Genomic DNA, 14,138 nt, shown 5'->3' with positions numbered 1-14,138 from the left:
GGTGAGCGTCGAAGAGAGGGTCAGGACGGCCTCCGGGGTCAGCTTCACCGCGGCCGACGAGGTCAAGCGCCGGGGTGTCCGGCGGATGAAGACGATTGCGACCGGCCTGCTGGCCTTCGCGACGGTGGTGTTCGGCCTGGCCACCTGGGCGCAGGCGGCCGGGGCCGGTGCCTGGGCGGGCTATGTCGCGGCGGCGGCCGAGGCGGGGATGGTCGGTGCGCTGGCCGACTGGTTCGCCGTGACCGCGCTGTTCCGCCGCCCGTTCGGACTGCCGATCCCGCACACCGCGATCATCCCGACCAAGAAGGACGCCTTCGGCCAATCGCTGGGTGACTTCGTCGGCGACAACTTCCTCTCGGGTGCGGTGGTGCGCGAGCGCCTCGCCGCGATCGGGATCGCCCGGCGTCTCGGCGAGTGGCTGGCCGCGCCGGGCAGCGCCGAACGCGTCACCAGGGAGGCGGCGGCCGCCATTCGCGGCGTCCTCGCAGTGCTGCGCGACGACGACGTCCAGGCGGTGGTGGCCGAGGCGGTGAGCAGGCGGGCCGCCGCCACCTCGGTCGCCGAACCGGCCGGACGCCTGCTCGGCAAGGTGGTCTCGGACGGCGGCCACCGGGGCGTGGTCGACCTGGTCGCCGTCCGCGTGCACGACTGGCTGACCGAGAACCACGAGGAGGTCATCCAGCGCGTCACCCAGCGCACGCCCGGCTGGACGCCCAAGTTCATCGACCATCAGGTGGGCGAGCGGGTCTACAAGGAGCTGATGCGCTTCGTCACCGACATCCGGGACGACCCGCAGCACCCCGCCCGGGGCGCGATCGACAACTTCCTCGCCGACTTCGCCACCGAGCTTCAGCACGACCCCGCGACCATCGCCAGAGTCGAGCGTGCCAAGGCCGATCTGCTCGCCCGCCCCGAGGTGCAGGACCTGATCGCCTCCTCCTGGGCCGCCGTCCGCACACTGGTGATGAGTGCCGCCGAGGACGAGCACAGCGAGCTGCGCCGCCGGATAGCGGTCGGCCTGCGCTCCTTCGGGCAGCGACTCGCCACCGACGCGAGGCTTCAGGCCAAGACGGACGGCTGGTTGCAGGACGCCGCCCAGTACGTGGTGGGGACCTACCGGAGCGAGATCACCTCGCTGATCTCGGAGACCGTGGCAGGCTGGGACGCCGACGACGCCTCCCGCAAGATCGAGGCCAACGTCGGACGGGACCTGCAGTTCATCCGGATCAACGGCACGGTGGTCGGTGCGCTGGCCGGATTGCTGATCCACACCGTGGCCGTTGCACTGGGCGGTTAGCATGCAGGATCTGACAGCTGTGCGAAGGAGAGTGTGTGGTGGCTGAGGCCAGGAGCGGGATCGAGGCGTTCATCGCGGGGATGCCGAAGGCGGAACTGCACGTGCACCACGTCGGTTCGGCCTCGCCCCGGGTGGTCGCCGAGCTGGCCGCGCGCCACGCGGGCAAGTCCAGGGTGCCGACCGACCCGCAGGCGCTCGCCGAGTACTTCACCTTCACCGACTTCGCGCACTTCGTCGAGGTCTACCTGAGCGTGGTCGACCTGATCAGGGACGCCGAGGACGTCCGCGCGCTGACGTACGGCGTGGCCGAGGACATGGCGCGCCAGCAGATCCGCTACGCCGAGCTGACCGTCACCCCGTACTCCTCGGTCAGCCGGGGCATCCCGGACGTCGCCTTCATGGAGGCGATCGAGGACGCCAGGAAGGCGGCCGAGAAGGAGCTCGGCGTCGTCTTGCGCTGGTGCTTCGACATCCCCGGCGAGGCCGGGCTCGCCGCCGCCGAGGAGACCGCACGCCTCGCCGTCGACCTCGCGCCCGAGGGCCTGGTCAGCTTCGGCCTCGGCGGGCCCGAGATCGGCGTGCCGCGCCCGCAGTTCAAGCCGTACTTCGACCGCGCCCGCGCGGCCGGTCTGCGCAGTGTCCCGCACGCCGGTGAGACCACCGGGCCCGAGACGGTCTGGGACGCGCTGCGCGCCCTGGGCGCCGAGCGGATCGGCCACGGAACCCAGGCGGTCAAGGACCCGGCGCTGCTCGACCACCTCGGCGAGCACCGCATCCCGCTGGAGGTCTGCCCGACCTCCAACATCGCCACCCGGGCCGTCGAGCGGATCGAGGAGCACCCGATCAGGCAGATGGTGGACGCCGGCCTGCTGGTCACCGTCAACAGCGACGACCCGCCGATGTTCGGCACCGACCTCAACACCGAGTACGCCGTCGCCGCGCGCCTGCTCGACCTGGACGAGACCGGAGTCGCCGCCCTCGCCAGGAACGCCGTCGAGGCGTCGTTCCTGGACGAGAGCGGCAAGGCCCGGCTGACCGGCGAGATCGACAGCTACCTGGCGGGCTGGACCGCCAAGGGCTGACCGGCGCCCCGCTCCCGGTGCAACCAGGCGCGCTCGGCGAAGCTCCAGGCGGTGGTGGTGAGCAGGTAGATCCCCGCCGCCAGCGGGACCAGCGCGGCGAAGAGCACGGTGCCGAACGAGAGGTACGGCATCAGCGCCGCACCGGGGCCGTCGGGTCCGGCGCCGTCCGTCGGGCCCGCCGGAACGACAGGTAGCCGACGGCGGCCAGGGCGGCGTACAGCAGGCCGAAGACCAGCAGCCGGCCCGGGCCGTGGGCCGAGCCGACGTGCAGCCCCAGCGGGACACCGAAGGCGGTGTGGTGCAGCAGGTCGCCCCGGGTGGTGAACAGGCGGTACATCACCGAGAGGAACGGCGCCTGCGCCAGCATCGGCAGACAGCCCGTGAACGGCGACGCCTTCTCGGCGCGGTACAGCTCGGCCATCGCCGCCTGGAACTTCTCCGGATCCCTGGCGTGCTTGCGCTTCAGCTCGGCGATCTGCGGCGCCAGCCGCAGCCGGGCCTTCTCGCCGCGCGCGGCGGCCCGGGCGAGCGGATGCAGTGCGAGCCGTACGCAGACGGTGAAGACGACGATCGCGAGTGCGGTCGGCAGCACGGTGGCGAGGGCGGCGACGGCGTCGTGGGCCAGGCCCACGGCCGGGTCGAGCACGGTGAGAACGGACATGGTGGAGCGAGCCCTCCGGGGTCTCGTGGCATGAGAGGTCGGCGGAGGGCGGCCGCGTGGGGCCGTTGGGAGCAGCGGGGGTTACGCGGCCGCCGGGGCCGCGCCCGGCGCCCTGGGCCGACGCCGGCCCCGGGCATCCGGATCACGCTGCGGGAGGAAGGCCGTCCGCAAGGCGCGCCTGCGCAGGGTTGCGGAGCGTACGAGAGCCGGGGCCCGGGCCCCGAGCCGTCGGCGGCCCGCCAGGACGCCGGCCGCGACGGCGGCCAGCAGTACCAGGGTCGCGGCGGCGGCAACGGCCGTCAGTCCGGCGGGCCCGAGCAGCAGCTCGCCCGTCAACACCCGCAGCAGGCCGAGCAGTACGGCGATGAACTGCACGGCTGGCCTCCTCGGGTCGGTAGCGGACTCGGCTGCGATCGTACAGCCGGAGAACCTCCGCGCGGGAGTGCCGGTGGGCCCGGAAGGCGGCGCGGTGGTGCGAGGCGTGGCGGATCCGGCACACCTCGCACCAGAAGCCTGCACCGTTCTCTCACCGCCGAGTCCCGCCCGGGCAGTTGGCGGGCGATCCCCGGGCGGCACCTGGTCGTGCTGGGGTAGCTTGGGCCCCCGGAAATCCCGAATGCCAGTACATCGAATGCCAGTACACCAACCGTCGTACCGAGTCGGTGGCAGCAGGACCGAGGAGGCTCGTTTGAGCACGTATCAGCAGGCACCAGGGTGGGGCGGCGGTTTCGCCTCCGTCCCCGTGGGGCACCCGGCGCTGCAGCAGACCGCGGCGCACCACCTGCGCCCCGGCGAGCAGCTGCTCGGCGTGTTCGCGCCTGCGCTGGACGACCTCCTGCCGCTCTACTTCGACGCGCAGCAGACCAAGCACGATCTCCTGTGGGCGCCGGTGCGGGCCGTCGTGAGGTTCCTGCGCGGTGTCTGGCGAGGGATCTGGACCTACTTCCTGCCCCGCTGGTTCGTGGAGATCTTCGTCACCGACCTGAGGTTCCGCCGGCCCTACGGGCTGCGCCTGGAGCGGCGGATGTACCGGGCGATCCGGCGGCCGTTCCACGGCGGCTCGTGGAGCGGCAGCAAGGAGAGCATCGCCTGGACGGTGTGGAAGGCCGTACGGACCACCCCGGGTGAGAAGCTCAGGGCCGATCACGACGATTTCACCCTGGTGCTCACCGGACATCGGATGCTCTTCCTGAGCCGGAAGTGGGGGTTCGAGCGCCACGAGCACTACCAGGCCGTGCCCTTGCTCGAACTGCCGCGCGGCACCTACGGGTTGCGCCGCGACATTCCCAACTCCTGGTTCAACCGCCGCCTCGACCTGACGTTCAGCGACGGTTCGTGGATCGCGCTCAACATGCACAGCGACGATGACCTGAAGCAGCTGTCGGCTCTGCTGGGCTGACCGGTCCGACGGCGACGGGGGGCACCGTGACGAACACGGTGCCCCCCGTCGCCGTATCAGCCCGAGGTTCGAAGGCTCACCCGAAGGCCTGCTCGATCCGGGAGCGGTCGACGCGGTAGGGAGTGGGGTCGCTCTCCAGCCCGAGGTCGTGCCCGAGCTCGCCCTTGACGGCGTCGATGTTGGTCGGGTCCTTGAGGCCGTCCTTGGCCGCGCCCCAGGCGGACTTCCCGGCCGCCCCGGCGAGGCCCTTGACACTGAGGTCGTCGGACCGCTGTGCCCCGTCGTCGAAGCCGAGGGCCTGGTCGAACTGCTGCTGGGCGAACTCCGTCCCCTTCTTGTCGGCGTAGCCGACGGCCTTTCGGGCCGCGAAGTCCTTGAGCCCGTCGCCGACCCCGTCGAGCGACTTGTTGCGCCAGGCGTCCTTGGCCATGTCGCCGACGCCCTTGCCGCCCTGCTCGAAGTCCCTCAGGCCCTGGACCGCGGTCTTGACCTTCTTGACCTCCGAGAGGGCGTTCTTGACGTCCTTGACCTTCCGGACCGCCTTGACCGCGGAGCCCAGCTCCTTGAGGGCCTTGAGGATCTTCTCCAGGTTCTCGGCCAGCTCCGTGGACACCTTGGCGACACGGGCGACGAAGACCGCGATCTCGGCCTCGGTGATCAGCGCGTCGGCGATGAGGCCGATACCCGCCGTCAGGATGGCGATCACCGCCTCGGCGGCGAGCGAGGCGATCAGGGCCTCGATCGCCTCGCTGATGATCTCGACGATCATGCCCTCGGCGAGCGCGCACTCCTGGGCCGCCGAGTTGATGATCTGGGCGGTCTGGAACATGCCCTCGGCGGTGGAGTCGAGGGCCTCCACCACCTCGCCCATGTGGTTGCCGAAGGAGTCGGAGGCATTGCCCTCCCACTGCCCGGCCAGGGTCGTGGCGTTGCCCCGCAGGGCCTCGGCCACGTACTGCACGGCCCTTGCCTGGGCCTGCCACTCTTCGGCGGCGGCGTTCAGCTCCGCGAGGTTTCCGGTGACCTTCTCCAGCACGTCCATCAGGCCGGACTTCTCGAGCGCGTACTGGACGGCCTCGTCCAGCATGCCGCCGATACCGTCCCTGGAGGGGTGGGTCGCCTCGGTGAGCGGAGCCGTGGGCGGCTGCGGGGCGGCCTGGGCCCAGCCGTAGGCCGAGCTTCCGCCCGAGACGGAGGCCAGCCCCGTGTAGGAGCCGCCGGGGGCGGGCATCGTCCGGTAGCCGGCGGACGAGTTGCCGACCGCCGCCCCGACGCCTGCGACGGCCCCGCCGACCGCGCCGATCGCCGAGCCTTCACCGCCCTGCTCGGGGCCGCCGCCCTCGCCCGAGCCGCCGCCCTCGCCGGAGCCGCCGCCCTTGTCTCCGGAGCCGTCGTCGGGCTTCCCGAAGATCGCCTCCTTGGCCTTGTCGACCGCGAAGGTGCCGACGGCCTCGGATCCCTTCTCCTTGATGGTGTCGCCCGTCTTGCCGACGAAGTCCCTGAACCAGCCCTTCGGCGCGTCGCCGCCGTCGGCCGGGGCGTCCCCGCCACCCGGCTCCGTCTCCCCGCTGCCGGGAGTGTGGCCCGGGGTGTGGCCGGGCGTGTGGCCGGGGGTGTGCGGAGTGTCGTCCTGCGACTGCCCGGGATGCCTGCCGGGGGTGACAGGCCCGGTGGAGGGAGCAGGCGAGGGCGCGGGGGCAGGCCGGTCGGGGTGGCCGCTCGGCCGGTGGTCGGGTTCCGGGCTCGGGCTCGGAGTGTGGCTCGGGGTGTGGCTCGGGGTGTGGCCGTGCGACGGCGAGCGGTGGGTACTCACTGTCCGCCCCCGAGAGCCGAGCTGATCTCCTGGTCGTGCGCGGCGTAGTTCTCAGCCGCGTGGTTGAGCCCATCCGCGGTCCCCGTCAAGGCCTCGGAGAGGTCATTGAGGTTCTGCCGGCTCGCGTCGGCGTGCTCCTGGTAGGTGTGCGCCAGGTTCTGAGCGTTCGGCAGGTGCCCGAAGGCGTCGGGCGAGATGACGATGCCCGCGATCGCGGACTGGACCCGACTGAGCTGGTCGAGCTGCTCGGTGATCGTTGACGCATACCTTCCGAGAGCGTCGGGCTGTACCCGAAACCCGGTGTCCCCCATGACCATGTGCCTCTCATCAAGCCAGTGTTGAGCGGCTTATCCTACTGACGCCTTGTCGGGCTGATCGCCAAATAGGGGTCTGCTGGACGTGAAGGTTTGCCGCACAGTTGCAGGTGAGAGCGAGAGGCACAGCACCGTCCCGGTCAGGGGAGACGGACCACCGTCCCCGTGGCCGCGGAGGAGTGTGCGGCCTCCAGGACGGCCAGCGTGGCGACGGCGTCGCGCGGGTCCACCGGCGGCGGTGTGCCGTCGGCCAGGGCGGCGGCGATCCCGGCGTAGTAGGCGGGGTAGTCGCCCGGGTCGGTCGGCACCTTCGACCTGCCCTGGTGGCGGGTGACGGACTCGTCGGTGCCCAGGGTGCCGTACGCGGCGGGGTCGTCCGCGCCCCAGGCCCGGCCGTCGTCCGGGCGTCGGCCCGAGCGGAGATCCGCCTCCTGCGGGTCCATGCCGGACTTGACGTACCCGGCCGCATCGCCGAGCACCCGCAGGCGCGGCCCGGCGAGCGGCGCCAGGGCGCTGGTCCACAGGTGCGAGCGGACGCCACCGGTGTGGGTCAGTGCGAGGAAGGCGTCGTCGTCCACCACCGCGCCGTCCCGCCGTACGTCGACCTCGGCGTACACCGCCTCCACCGGACCGAACAGGGTGAGCGCCTGGTCCACCAGGTGGCTGCCCAGGTCGTACAGGGTGCCGCCGACCTCGGCCGGGTCGGCCAGCTCGCGCCAGCCCGCCTTCGGCTTGGGCCGGAACCGCTCGAACCGGGACTCGAAGCGGTGCACCCGGCCCAGTGCGCCGGAGGTCACCAGCCGGCGGGCGGTCAGGAAGTCGCCGTCCCAGCGGCGGTTCTGGAACACCGAGAGCAGGACGCCGGTGCGCTCCGACAGTTCGCAGAGTTCGCGGGCCTCGGCGGCGGTGGCCGCCAGTGGCTTGTCGACCACGGTCGCCACACCGGCGTGCAGCGCGGCGCGGGTCAGCGGGACATGGGTGCGGTTCGGCGAGGCGATCACCACCAGGTCGAGGCGGTCGGCCTCGGCGAGCAGTTGCTCGGGGGTGTCCAGCGGATGGGCGCCGGGGTGCTCCCGGTGCAGCTGGGCCCGGCGCTCGGGGTTGGCGGTGACCACCGCGTCCAGCCGCAGACCGGGAGTTGTGGCGATCAGCGGGGCATGGAAGGCGGAGCCGGCCAGGCCGTAGCCGATCAGACCGACGCGGAACGGAGAGTGGGACGCGCTGCTCATGCGCTTACTCAATCACGCGCGCCTGCCGGTCCGCTGACACGGCCGCGCCCGGGGTGGCGATGGTGAGCCCGGGCACCGGGCGCGCCGGGGAGGGGGGATCGCAGGCGCGCGGTCGGTGCCCGGGGGTCGGGGGTGAATCGTCTGCCGGAAGCCGTTCAGCGGGCGTGGTTGCCCGCAGCGCGGCGCCGGCGGTTGAGGTACGCGACCGTGCCTCCGGCGAGCACGAAGGACGCGCCGACGGCGGCCGTCATGCCGGTGGCCCGGTCGGTACCGGTCTGGGCGAGCTGCTCGGTGGCCCGGGCTCGGGTTCCGGCAGCCGGTGCGGCAGCCGCAGCCGCAGCCGGGGCCTGGGCCTGCGCGTTGACCGCTGCGGCCGGTACGGCAGCCGGGGCAGCGGCGTTGGCGGCCGGGCTGTCGTGGACGTGCCCGACCCCGCTGTCGGAGGCCGGGAGGGCCGCCGTGCCCGCCGCGCTGCCACTGCCGTCGAAGACCACGTCCGAGCAGGAGTAGAACGCCTCCGGGCTGTCCGAGCGCTGCCAGATCGCGTAGATCAGCTGGCGGCCGGTCCGGCCCGCGGGGATCTTGCCGGGCAGTACGTACTGGCCGTCCACCAGTTGCGGGTCGGTGATCGTCAGGAAGGGCGTCGGCTCCAGGTCCGACCAGCTCAGCGGCTGGGACGGGCGGTAGCTGCTGTTGGTGATGAAGAGTTGGAAGGTGCCCCGGTGCGGCGCGGTGGCGCGGAACCGGAAGGTGAAGTCCGCGCCCGAGGTGAGGTTGGTCGCGGGCCAGTCGGCGCGCGGCAGGTCCAGGCCGGCGAACTCGGTGTTGTTGGCGCTGCACAGCCGGCCGTCGGGGATCAGCCGGCGGTGCTGCCCGTCGGCGTCGCCGATCCGTACACCGTTCCAGTCGTACATGGCCTGGGTGCCGCCGAGCGAGACGGCGGCCTTGCAGGCGTCCGACTTCGGCTGCTCCGGACCTTCCAGATAGCAGCCCTCGACTCTGCTGAGCGGGTTCTGCATCGAGCCGTGCGCGTACGCGGTACCGGAGCCGAGGGCGCCGGCCAGGGCGCAACCGGCGACGGCGAGCGCGGCGACCGTGGTGGTGCGGCGAGCGGACATGGCGGGTGGTGCTCCTTCGCGTGGGGGACCGTGTGCCCGGTGTGGGGCTCGGTGTCTGTGCGTGGGGGCCGGCGCGGGTCGGGTCCGCTCCTCTTCTCCGTACGGTAGCCAGGCGGCGACGGTCGACTGACGGTATGTCAGCTCCCTTAGGGGGCGCTTAAGGAGCCGTTGAGGATACGAGCGGGCCGGGGCGGGGCACCGACGGGTGGAGTCCGGTGGGCGGGACGCGCTGCCCTCGGACAGACGTGCGGATTAGGCTGGGGGTGTTGGGGCAGCCAGTAGCACCCCTCCACCAGCCCGCTCCGGGCGGTGGGGGCGCAGTTCCGTACGGACCGGACGTCCTCCGTACGACCACCGCACGACCTCTGGAGACACGCACGTGGCAGACCGCAAGCCCATCGAGTCCTGGCTGACCGACATGGACGGCGTCCTCATCCACGAGGGCACGCCGATTCCGGGCGCGGAGGAGTTCCTCCGGCGCCTGCGGGAGTCGGGCAAGCCCTTCCTGGTGCTGACCAACAATTCGATCTACACGCCCAGGGACCTCAGCGCCCGCCTGGCCGGGATGGGCCTGGAGGTGCCGGAGGAGTGCATCTGGACCTCCGCGCTGGCGACCGCGAAGTTCCTCAAGGGCCAGCGCCCCGGCGGTACCGCGTATGTCATCGGCGAGGCCGGTCTGACCACCGCGCTCTACCAGGCCGGCTACGTACTGACCGACAACAACCCGGACTACGTGGTGCTCGGCGAGACCCGCACCTACAGCTTCGAGGCGCTGACCAAGGCGATCCGCCTGATCAACGCGGGCGCCCGTTTCATCTGCACCAACCCGGACGAGACCGGCCCGTCCACCGAGGGCGTGCTGCCGGCCACCGGCTCGGTCGCCGCACTGATCACCAAGGCGACCGGCGTCGACCCCTACTTCGTCGGCAAGCCGAACCCGCTGATGATGCGCGAGGCGCTGAACACCGCAGGTGCCCACTCCGAGTCCGCGGTGATGATCGGCGACCGGATGGACACCGACATCGTGGCGGGCATGGAGGCCGGTATGGAGACCATCCTGGTGCTCACCGGGCTCACCGGCGCGGCGGATGTCGAGCGCTACCCGTACCGGCCGGGCCGAGTGGTCAAGTCGATCGCCGACCTGATCGAACTCATCTGAGAGAACCCTTCAGGGCAAGGGGTAACCACCAGGGGCGCGCGCCCCTGGCGGTTACCCCTTGCGCCTAAAGGACCCTGAAAGGGTTCGCGGCTCCGGCTGTCGGTGGGGCTGTGTAGCGTTCGGGGTGCAAGAAGGACGTGCGGTCCGGGCGCAGCCCGGTGGGAGGTTGAGTCGTGACGGAGCTGGCTGAGGTGGCCGTGGGCACGGGGTTCGAGGTGCCGGAGTCCTGGCGCGAGGCGCTGGCAGGCGAGTTGGAGAAGCCGTACTTCGCGGAGCTGGCCGAGTTCGTGGCGCAGCAGCGTGCCGAGCACCAGGTCTTCCCGCCGAGCGGGCAGGAGTTCTCGGCGCTGGAGGCCACGCGCTACCAGGACGTCCGGGTGCTGGTCCTCGGTCAGGACCCGTACCACGACGACGGCCAGGCGCACGGGATGAGCTTCTCGGTGCTGCCCGGCACCAAGACCCCGCCGTCGCTGCGGAACATCTTCAAGGAGCTGCACGCCGACCTCGGCGTCCCGGCGCCGGACAACGGCTATCTGATGCACTGGGCCGAGCAGGGCGTGCTGCTGCTCAACGCGGTGCTCACGGTGCGTGCCCATGAGGCCAACTCGCACAAGGGCAAGGGCTGGGAGAAGTTCACCGACGCGGTCATCAAGGCGGTCAGCGACCGCGAGGAGCCCTGCGTCTTCGTGCTCTGGGGCAACTACGCCAAGAAGAAGCTGCCGCTGATCGACACCTCGAAGCACGTGGTGGTGCAGGGCGCGCACCCGTCGCCGCTCTCGGCCAAGCTGTTCTTCGGCAGCCGTCCGTTCTCGCAGATCAACGAGGCGCTGGCCGGCTTCGGTGCGGAGCCGATCGACTGGCGGGTGCCCGATCTCGCCTCCGCCTGAGGCCGGTTCGGGCACCGGGGGGCCGCTGAGCCGCTGACGCGCGCATGTTCGCCCAACCGCCCCCCGGTCGGCACCGGCTGTGCAAGGCTGGTGCCGACCGTGATGGCGGGGAGGGGCGGTTGTGGTGCGCCTGCGGTGGCGAGTGGTGACGGCGGTCCTACTGGCCGCGCTGTCGGCCGGTGCGGTGGCCGGGTGCGGTGGCGGGGCGTCGGGGGGCGCACGGCCGGCACCGACCGGGGGCGGGGGCGGGTTGCTCGCCCAGCAGTCGGGGCAGACCTTCTTCGTCTCCGACCAGACCGCCGCCGCGCGGCAGTTGGCGCGGACGACCGGCGCCGACGCGAAGACCCTGGCCCGGATCGCCGACCAGCCCTCGGCCCTGTGGCTCGGCGGCCAGGACGCCCGCGCCAAGGCCGAGGACCTGACGCTACGGGCCACCGCGGCAGGGCGAACGGCGCTGATCGTCGCCTATGACATACCGCACCGCGACTGCGGCCAGTTCTCGGCCGGCGGTGCCGCCGACGCCCCCGCCTACCGGGCCTGGATCGACCAGCTCGCCGCCGGTCTGGCCGACCGCGCGGCCTGGGTGGTCCTGGAGCCGGACGCCGTCGCGCACACCCTGGACAGCTGCGGGGTCCCGCCGACGGCCGCCACCGAACGCTACGAGCTACTGACCTACGCGGTACGGGAGTTGAAGAAGCACCCGAAGGTGCGTGTCTACCTCGACGCGGGCAATGCGGGCTGGCTCAAGGACCAGGAGCGGCTGGCCGGGGCCCTGCGTGGCGCAGGGGTCGCGGAGGCCGACGGCTTCTCCGTCAATGTCTCCAACTTCTATACGACGGAACAGAGTTCGGCCTACGGTGACCGACTGTCGGCGCTGCTCGACGGCAAACACTATGTGATCGACACCAGCCGCAACGGCAACGGACCGCTCGGCGACCGCGACTGGTGCAACCCGGCCGGACGGGCCCTGGGCGAGTCCCCGACCACGGAGACCGGCCGACCGGGCGTGGACGCCTACCTCTGGATCAAGAACCCCGGCGAGTCGGACGGCGACTGCGGGCGCGGCGAGCCCAGGGCAGGGGACTTCTGGCTCGGGTACGCCCTGGGTCTGGCGCACGGGAGCTCTTGAGGGGCAACGGTGAACCCGTCAGGGGCGCGGGGCTCTGACGGGTTCACCGTTGCCCCTGGAAGTCAGGCCGTGATCTGGATCCAGCGGGCTACGGAGGGGGTCCCGTTCCGGTCGGTGGCGAAGAGCATGTACCAGCCGGGCGGGAGGAGATCGGGGTTGCGGGGGAGGGCGAGGGAGAGGCCGGTGCCGCCGCGGGAAGTGATGGTGAGGGCGACCGACCGCTGTTCCACGTCGGTGGCGTGGGTGACCGAACTCGGGCGGATCAGCTTGGCGGTGGCGATGTCGCCCGGGTGCGGGGTGGAGACCGTGATGGAGTCGCCCAGCGCGGCTCTGCCGGGAGCGGCGGTGATTTCGGGCCGGTCGCCGTGGAAGAGGTAGGCCGGGGAGTAGATCTCGATCCGCTGCTCGAAGGCGGCGGGCTGGGTGTCGGCCTTGTCGGCGAAGAGCGGGTTGGAGCCGAGCACCACCACCCGGCCGTCGGGGAGCAGCAGCGCCTCGGAGTGGTAGTCGCGGCCGATGGAGGGCTCGGCGGCGGTGGTGAAGCTGTTGGTGTCCGGATGGTAGGTCTGTGCCTTCAGCAGATCGCTGCGGTGCTTGCCCCGGTAGTCGCCGGAGCCGCCGGTGGTGAAGACGGTGTCGTCCGGGAGGATCACGCTGTTGAGGTACCGGGTGCCGCCGGCCGGCAGGTCGGGGCCGGGGGTGAAGTGCGGTTGGGGTGCCGTCAGGTCGGCTATGCCGGTGCGGGCGGTCGAGGCCGGGGACTCGCCGACTCCGCCGCCGCCCAGCACCATCACCTTCTGCTGCTGTGCGGGCGGCAGCAGCACGGAGGAGGAGGTCTCCAGCTGGTCGGGGTCGCGCAGACCGTCGACGGTCTGGAAGCTGTTGTCCTTGAGGTTCCACAGGCCGGGCGTGCGGCCCTTGTCAGCCGGTCCGTAGCCCGCGTTGGAACCCGAGTAGAAGAGCTTGCCGGAGGCCGTCAGGAAGAGCGAGGGGTAGGTGGGGAAGTACCGGTCCGGGGCCTTGGACCAGGTGCGGGTGGCCGGATCGTAGAGCTCGTTGTCGTTGCCGCTGAGGATCTGGCCGGTGTCGTCCAGGCCGGAGACGGTGACCACCTTGCCGTCGCCGAGTCCGGTGAGGGTCGGATACCAGCGTGCGGACGCCATGTCCGGGACCTGCTCGTACAGTTCGGTGTCCGGGTTGAACTCGTAGGCGTTGCGGATGCCCTGGAAGTCCTGCTTGTCCAGGGTCATCGCGGTGCCCATGCCGTAGAGGTTGCGGGCGTCGGCGCCGGTGAGGCCCTTGACCGTGTACTGGGCCGGGTTCCGGTCGACGTACGAGGTGCCTGCGGTGACCGCCTCGACGAAGACCTGCCGCTCGCCGGCGGTGACGGTCACCTTGGTGGCGCCGGTGCCCTTGGAGGCGTTGGCCCTGGCGATGGTCTTCGTGGCGGCGGGCACGGTGACTTCGGCCGTACTGGCGTACTCGCGGCCGTCCGGTGCGGTGAAGACCGTGCCCTTGGGGAAGGTGCGCGCGGCGTCCGGGTTCTCGTTGCGCACCCGCATGGTGCCTGCGGCCTTCTTGACCGCACCGTCCAGTGCCTCGTAGCGCAGTGTGCCGCCGGCCACCAGGACCCGGCCGTCGGGCAGCGAGGTGTGGCCGCCGCAGAACATGTCCACGGGGGTGGGTATCAGCTTGTAGGTGCTCTTCGCCGGGTCCCAGAGCAGGGTCTTGAAGGTGTTGGCGTCGAAGGCGTTCTGGTCGTTTCCCGAGCCGGCGACGATCAGGATCTTCCCGGTGCGCAGCAGGGTCGCGTGGATCGCGTTGATCCGGAACCTGGTCGGCAGCGTCAGGGTCTGCCAGTGGCCGTAGTCGGCCTTGTAACCGGGCTGGTTGATGACGTACTGGTGGTACTGGTCCCCGGCGAAGCCGAGGACGGCCGGTGCGTTCATGCCCCCGACGAGGAGCGCGACGGTGCTGCCCAAGGCGAAACGCCTGGTCCGGCCGCCGGTGTGGCGGATCTTCATGACTGGCCCCCCAGTGCAAATGGACT

General features: G+C 71.5%; 14 protein-coding genes. 6 read left to right on the top strand and 8 right to left on the bottom strand.

Annotation, left to right across the window (positions count from 1 at the left end):
- Position 1 precedes the first annotated feature (1 nt).
- The gene (locus P3T39_RS17715) at positions 2 to 1,297 is read left to right on the top strand and encodes a DUF445 domain-containing protein (protein ID WP_280698685.1); all 1,296 of its coding nucleotides are present in this window, start codon (positions 2 to 4) and stop codon (positions 1,295 to 1,297) included.
- Positions 1,298 to 1,377: 80 nt separating this feature from the next.
- Entirely contained in the window at positions 1,378 to 2,379 is a 1,002-nt protein-coding gene (locus tag P3T39_RS17710) for an adenosine deaminase (protein WP_280698914.1), read from the top strand.
- On the opposite strand, the gene P3T39_RS17705 is transcribed toward P3T39_RS17710, so the two are convergent.
- The 3 genes from P3T39_RS17705 to P3T39_RS17695 all read right to left on the bottom strand — a co-directional run bounded on the left by P3T39_RS17705 (position 2,349) and on the right by P3T39_RS17695 (position 3,415).
- Entirely contained in the window at positions 2,349 to 2,510 is a 162-nt protein-coding gene (locus P3T39_RS17705; RefSeq protein ID WP_280698683.1) for a hypothetical protein, read from the bottom strand. The two genes, P3T39_RS17710 and P3T39_RS17705, sit on opposite strands and share 31 nt — an antisense overlap.
- Positions 2,510 to 3,040: a YidC/Oxa1 family membrane protein insertase gene (locus P3T39_RS17700; protein WP_280698681.1), complete on the bottom strand. Its 531-nt coding sequence runs from the start codon at positions 3,038 to 3,040 to the stop codon at positions 2,510 to 2,512. Before P3T39_RS17700 ends, P3T39_RS17705 begins: the two co-directional genes overlap by 1 nt.
- Before the next feature lie 81 nt (positions 3,041 to 3,121).
- A complete protein-coding gene (locus P3T39_RS17695) occupies positions 3,122 to 3,415 on the bottom strand; it encodes a DUF6412 domain-containing protein (RefSeq protein WP_280698679.1) in 294 nt (97 codons plus the stop codon).
- A gap of 313 nt (positions 3,416 to 3,728) precedes the next feature.
- On the opposite strand from P3T39_RS17695, the gene P3T39_RS17690 reads away from it, so the two are divergent.
- On the top strand, positions 3,729 to 4,439 hold the full coding sequence (locus P3T39_RS17690; RefSeq protein WP_280698677.1) for a hypothetical protein: 711 nt from the start codon (positions 3,729 to 3,731) through the stop codon (positions 4,437 to 4,439).
- 76 nt (positions 4,440 to 4,515) lie between these two features.
- Here the strand turns inward: P3T39_RS17690 and P3T39_RS17685 are convergent, their stop codons facing one another.
- The 4 genes from P3T39_RS17685 to P3T39_RS17670 form a co-directional block, all read right to left on the bottom strand.
- Positions 4,516 to 6,252, bottom strand: coding sequence for a hypothetical protein (locus P3T39_RS17685; RefSeq protein ID WP_280698675.1), 1,737 nt, complete (start codon positions 6,250 to 6,252; stop codon positions 4,516 to 4,518).
- Positions 6,249 to 6,569, bottom strand: a complete 321-nt coding sequence (locus P3T39_RS17680; protein ID WP_280698673.1) for a type VII secretion target — start codon at positions 6,567 to 6,569, stop codon at positions 6,249 to 6,251. Before P3T39_RS17680 ends, P3T39_RS17685 begins: the two co-directional genes overlap by 4 nt.
- A 137-nt stretch (positions 6,570 to 6,706) precedes the next feature.
- Positions 6,707 to 7,795, bottom strand: coding sequence for a Gfo/Idh/MocA family oxidoreductase (locus tag P3T39_RS17675; RefSeq protein WP_280698671.1), 1,089 nt, complete (start codon positions 7,793 to 7,795; stop codon positions 6,707 to 6,709).
- Between the two features lie 155 nt (positions 7,796 to 7,950).
- Positions 7,951 to 8,913, bottom strand: a complete 963-nt coding sequence (locus P3T39_RS17670; RefSeq protein ID WP_280698669.1) for a lytic polysaccharide monooxygenase — start codon at positions 8,911 to 8,913, stop codon at positions 7,951 to 7,953.
- Between the two features lie 379 nt (positions 8,914 to 9,292).
- Between P3T39_RS17670 and P3T39_RS17665 the strand changes: the two genes are divergently transcribed.
- From P3T39_RS17665 to P3T39_RS17655, 3 genes are all read left to right on the top strand, one after another.
- A complete protein-coding gene (locus P3T39_RS17665) occupies positions 9,293 to 10,072 on the top strand; it encodes an HAD-IIA family hydrolase (RefSeq protein WP_280698667.1) in 780 nt (259 codons plus the stop codon).
- Positions 10,073 to 10,245: 173 nt separating this feature from the next.
- The gene (locus P3T39_RS17660) at positions 10,246 to 10,959 is read left to right on the top strand and encodes a uracil-DNA glycosylase (RefSeq protein WP_280698665.1); all 714 of its coding nucleotides are present in this window, start codon (positions 10,246 to 10,248) and stop codon (positions 10,957 to 10,959) included.
- Between the two features lie 121 nt (positions 10,960 to 11,080).
- Positions 11,081 to 12,088 (top strand): glycoside hydrolase family 6 protein, encoded by a 1,008-nt coding sequence (locus tag P3T39_RS17655; protein ID WP_280698664.1) that lies wholly within the window; start codon positions 11,081 to 11,083, stop codon positions 12,086 to 12,088.
- 62 nt (positions 12,089 to 12,150) lie between these two features.
- On the opposite strand, the gene P3T39_RS17650 is transcribed toward P3T39_RS17655, so the two are convergent.
- Complete coding sequence (locus P3T39_RS17650) at positions 12,151 to 14,112, bottom strand: kelch motif-containing protein (protein ID WP_280698662.1); 1,962 nt, start codon at positions 14,110 to 14,112, stop codon at positions 12,151 to 12,153.
- Positions 14,113 to 14,138 lie beyond the last annotated feature (26 nt).

This window comes from Kitasatospora sp. GP82, from assembly GCF_029892105.1.
GTDB lineage: Bacteria > Actinomycetota > Actinomycetes > Streptomycetales > Streptomycetaceae > Kitasatospora.
This window is presented reverse-complemented; position numbering and strand designations above follow the sequence as displayed.

Coding starts and splice junctions, on each gene's coding strand:
- P3T39_RS17710 (WP_280698914.1), top strand. CDS start 1,378: ATGCCGAAGGCGGAACTGCACGTGCACCACGTCGGTTCGGCCTCGCCC.
- P3T39_RS17705 (WP_280698683.1), bottom strand. CDS start 2,510: ATGCCGTACCTCTCGTTCGGCACCGTGCTCTTCGCCGCGCTGGTCCCG.
- P3T39_RS17700 (WP_280698681.1), bottom strand. CDS start 3,040: ATGTCCGTTCTCACCGTGCTCGACCCGGCCGTGGGCCTGGCCCACGAC.
- P3T39_RS17680 (WP_280698673.1), bottom strand. CDS start 6,569: ATGGTCATGGGGGACACCGGGTTTCGGGTACAGCCCGACGCTCTCGGA.
- P3T39_RS17675 (WP_280698671.1), bottom strand. CDS start 7,795: ATGAGCAGCGCGTCCCACTCTCCGTTCCGCGTCGGTCTGATCGGCTAC.
- P3T39_RS17670 (WP_280698669.1), bottom strand. CDS start 8,913: ATGTCCGCTCGCCGCACCACCACGGTCGCCGCGCTCGCCGTCGCCGGT.
- P3T39_RS17650 (WP_280698662.1), bottom strand. CDS start 14,112: ATGAAGATCCGCCACACCGGCGGCCGGACCAGGCGTTTCGCCTTGGGC.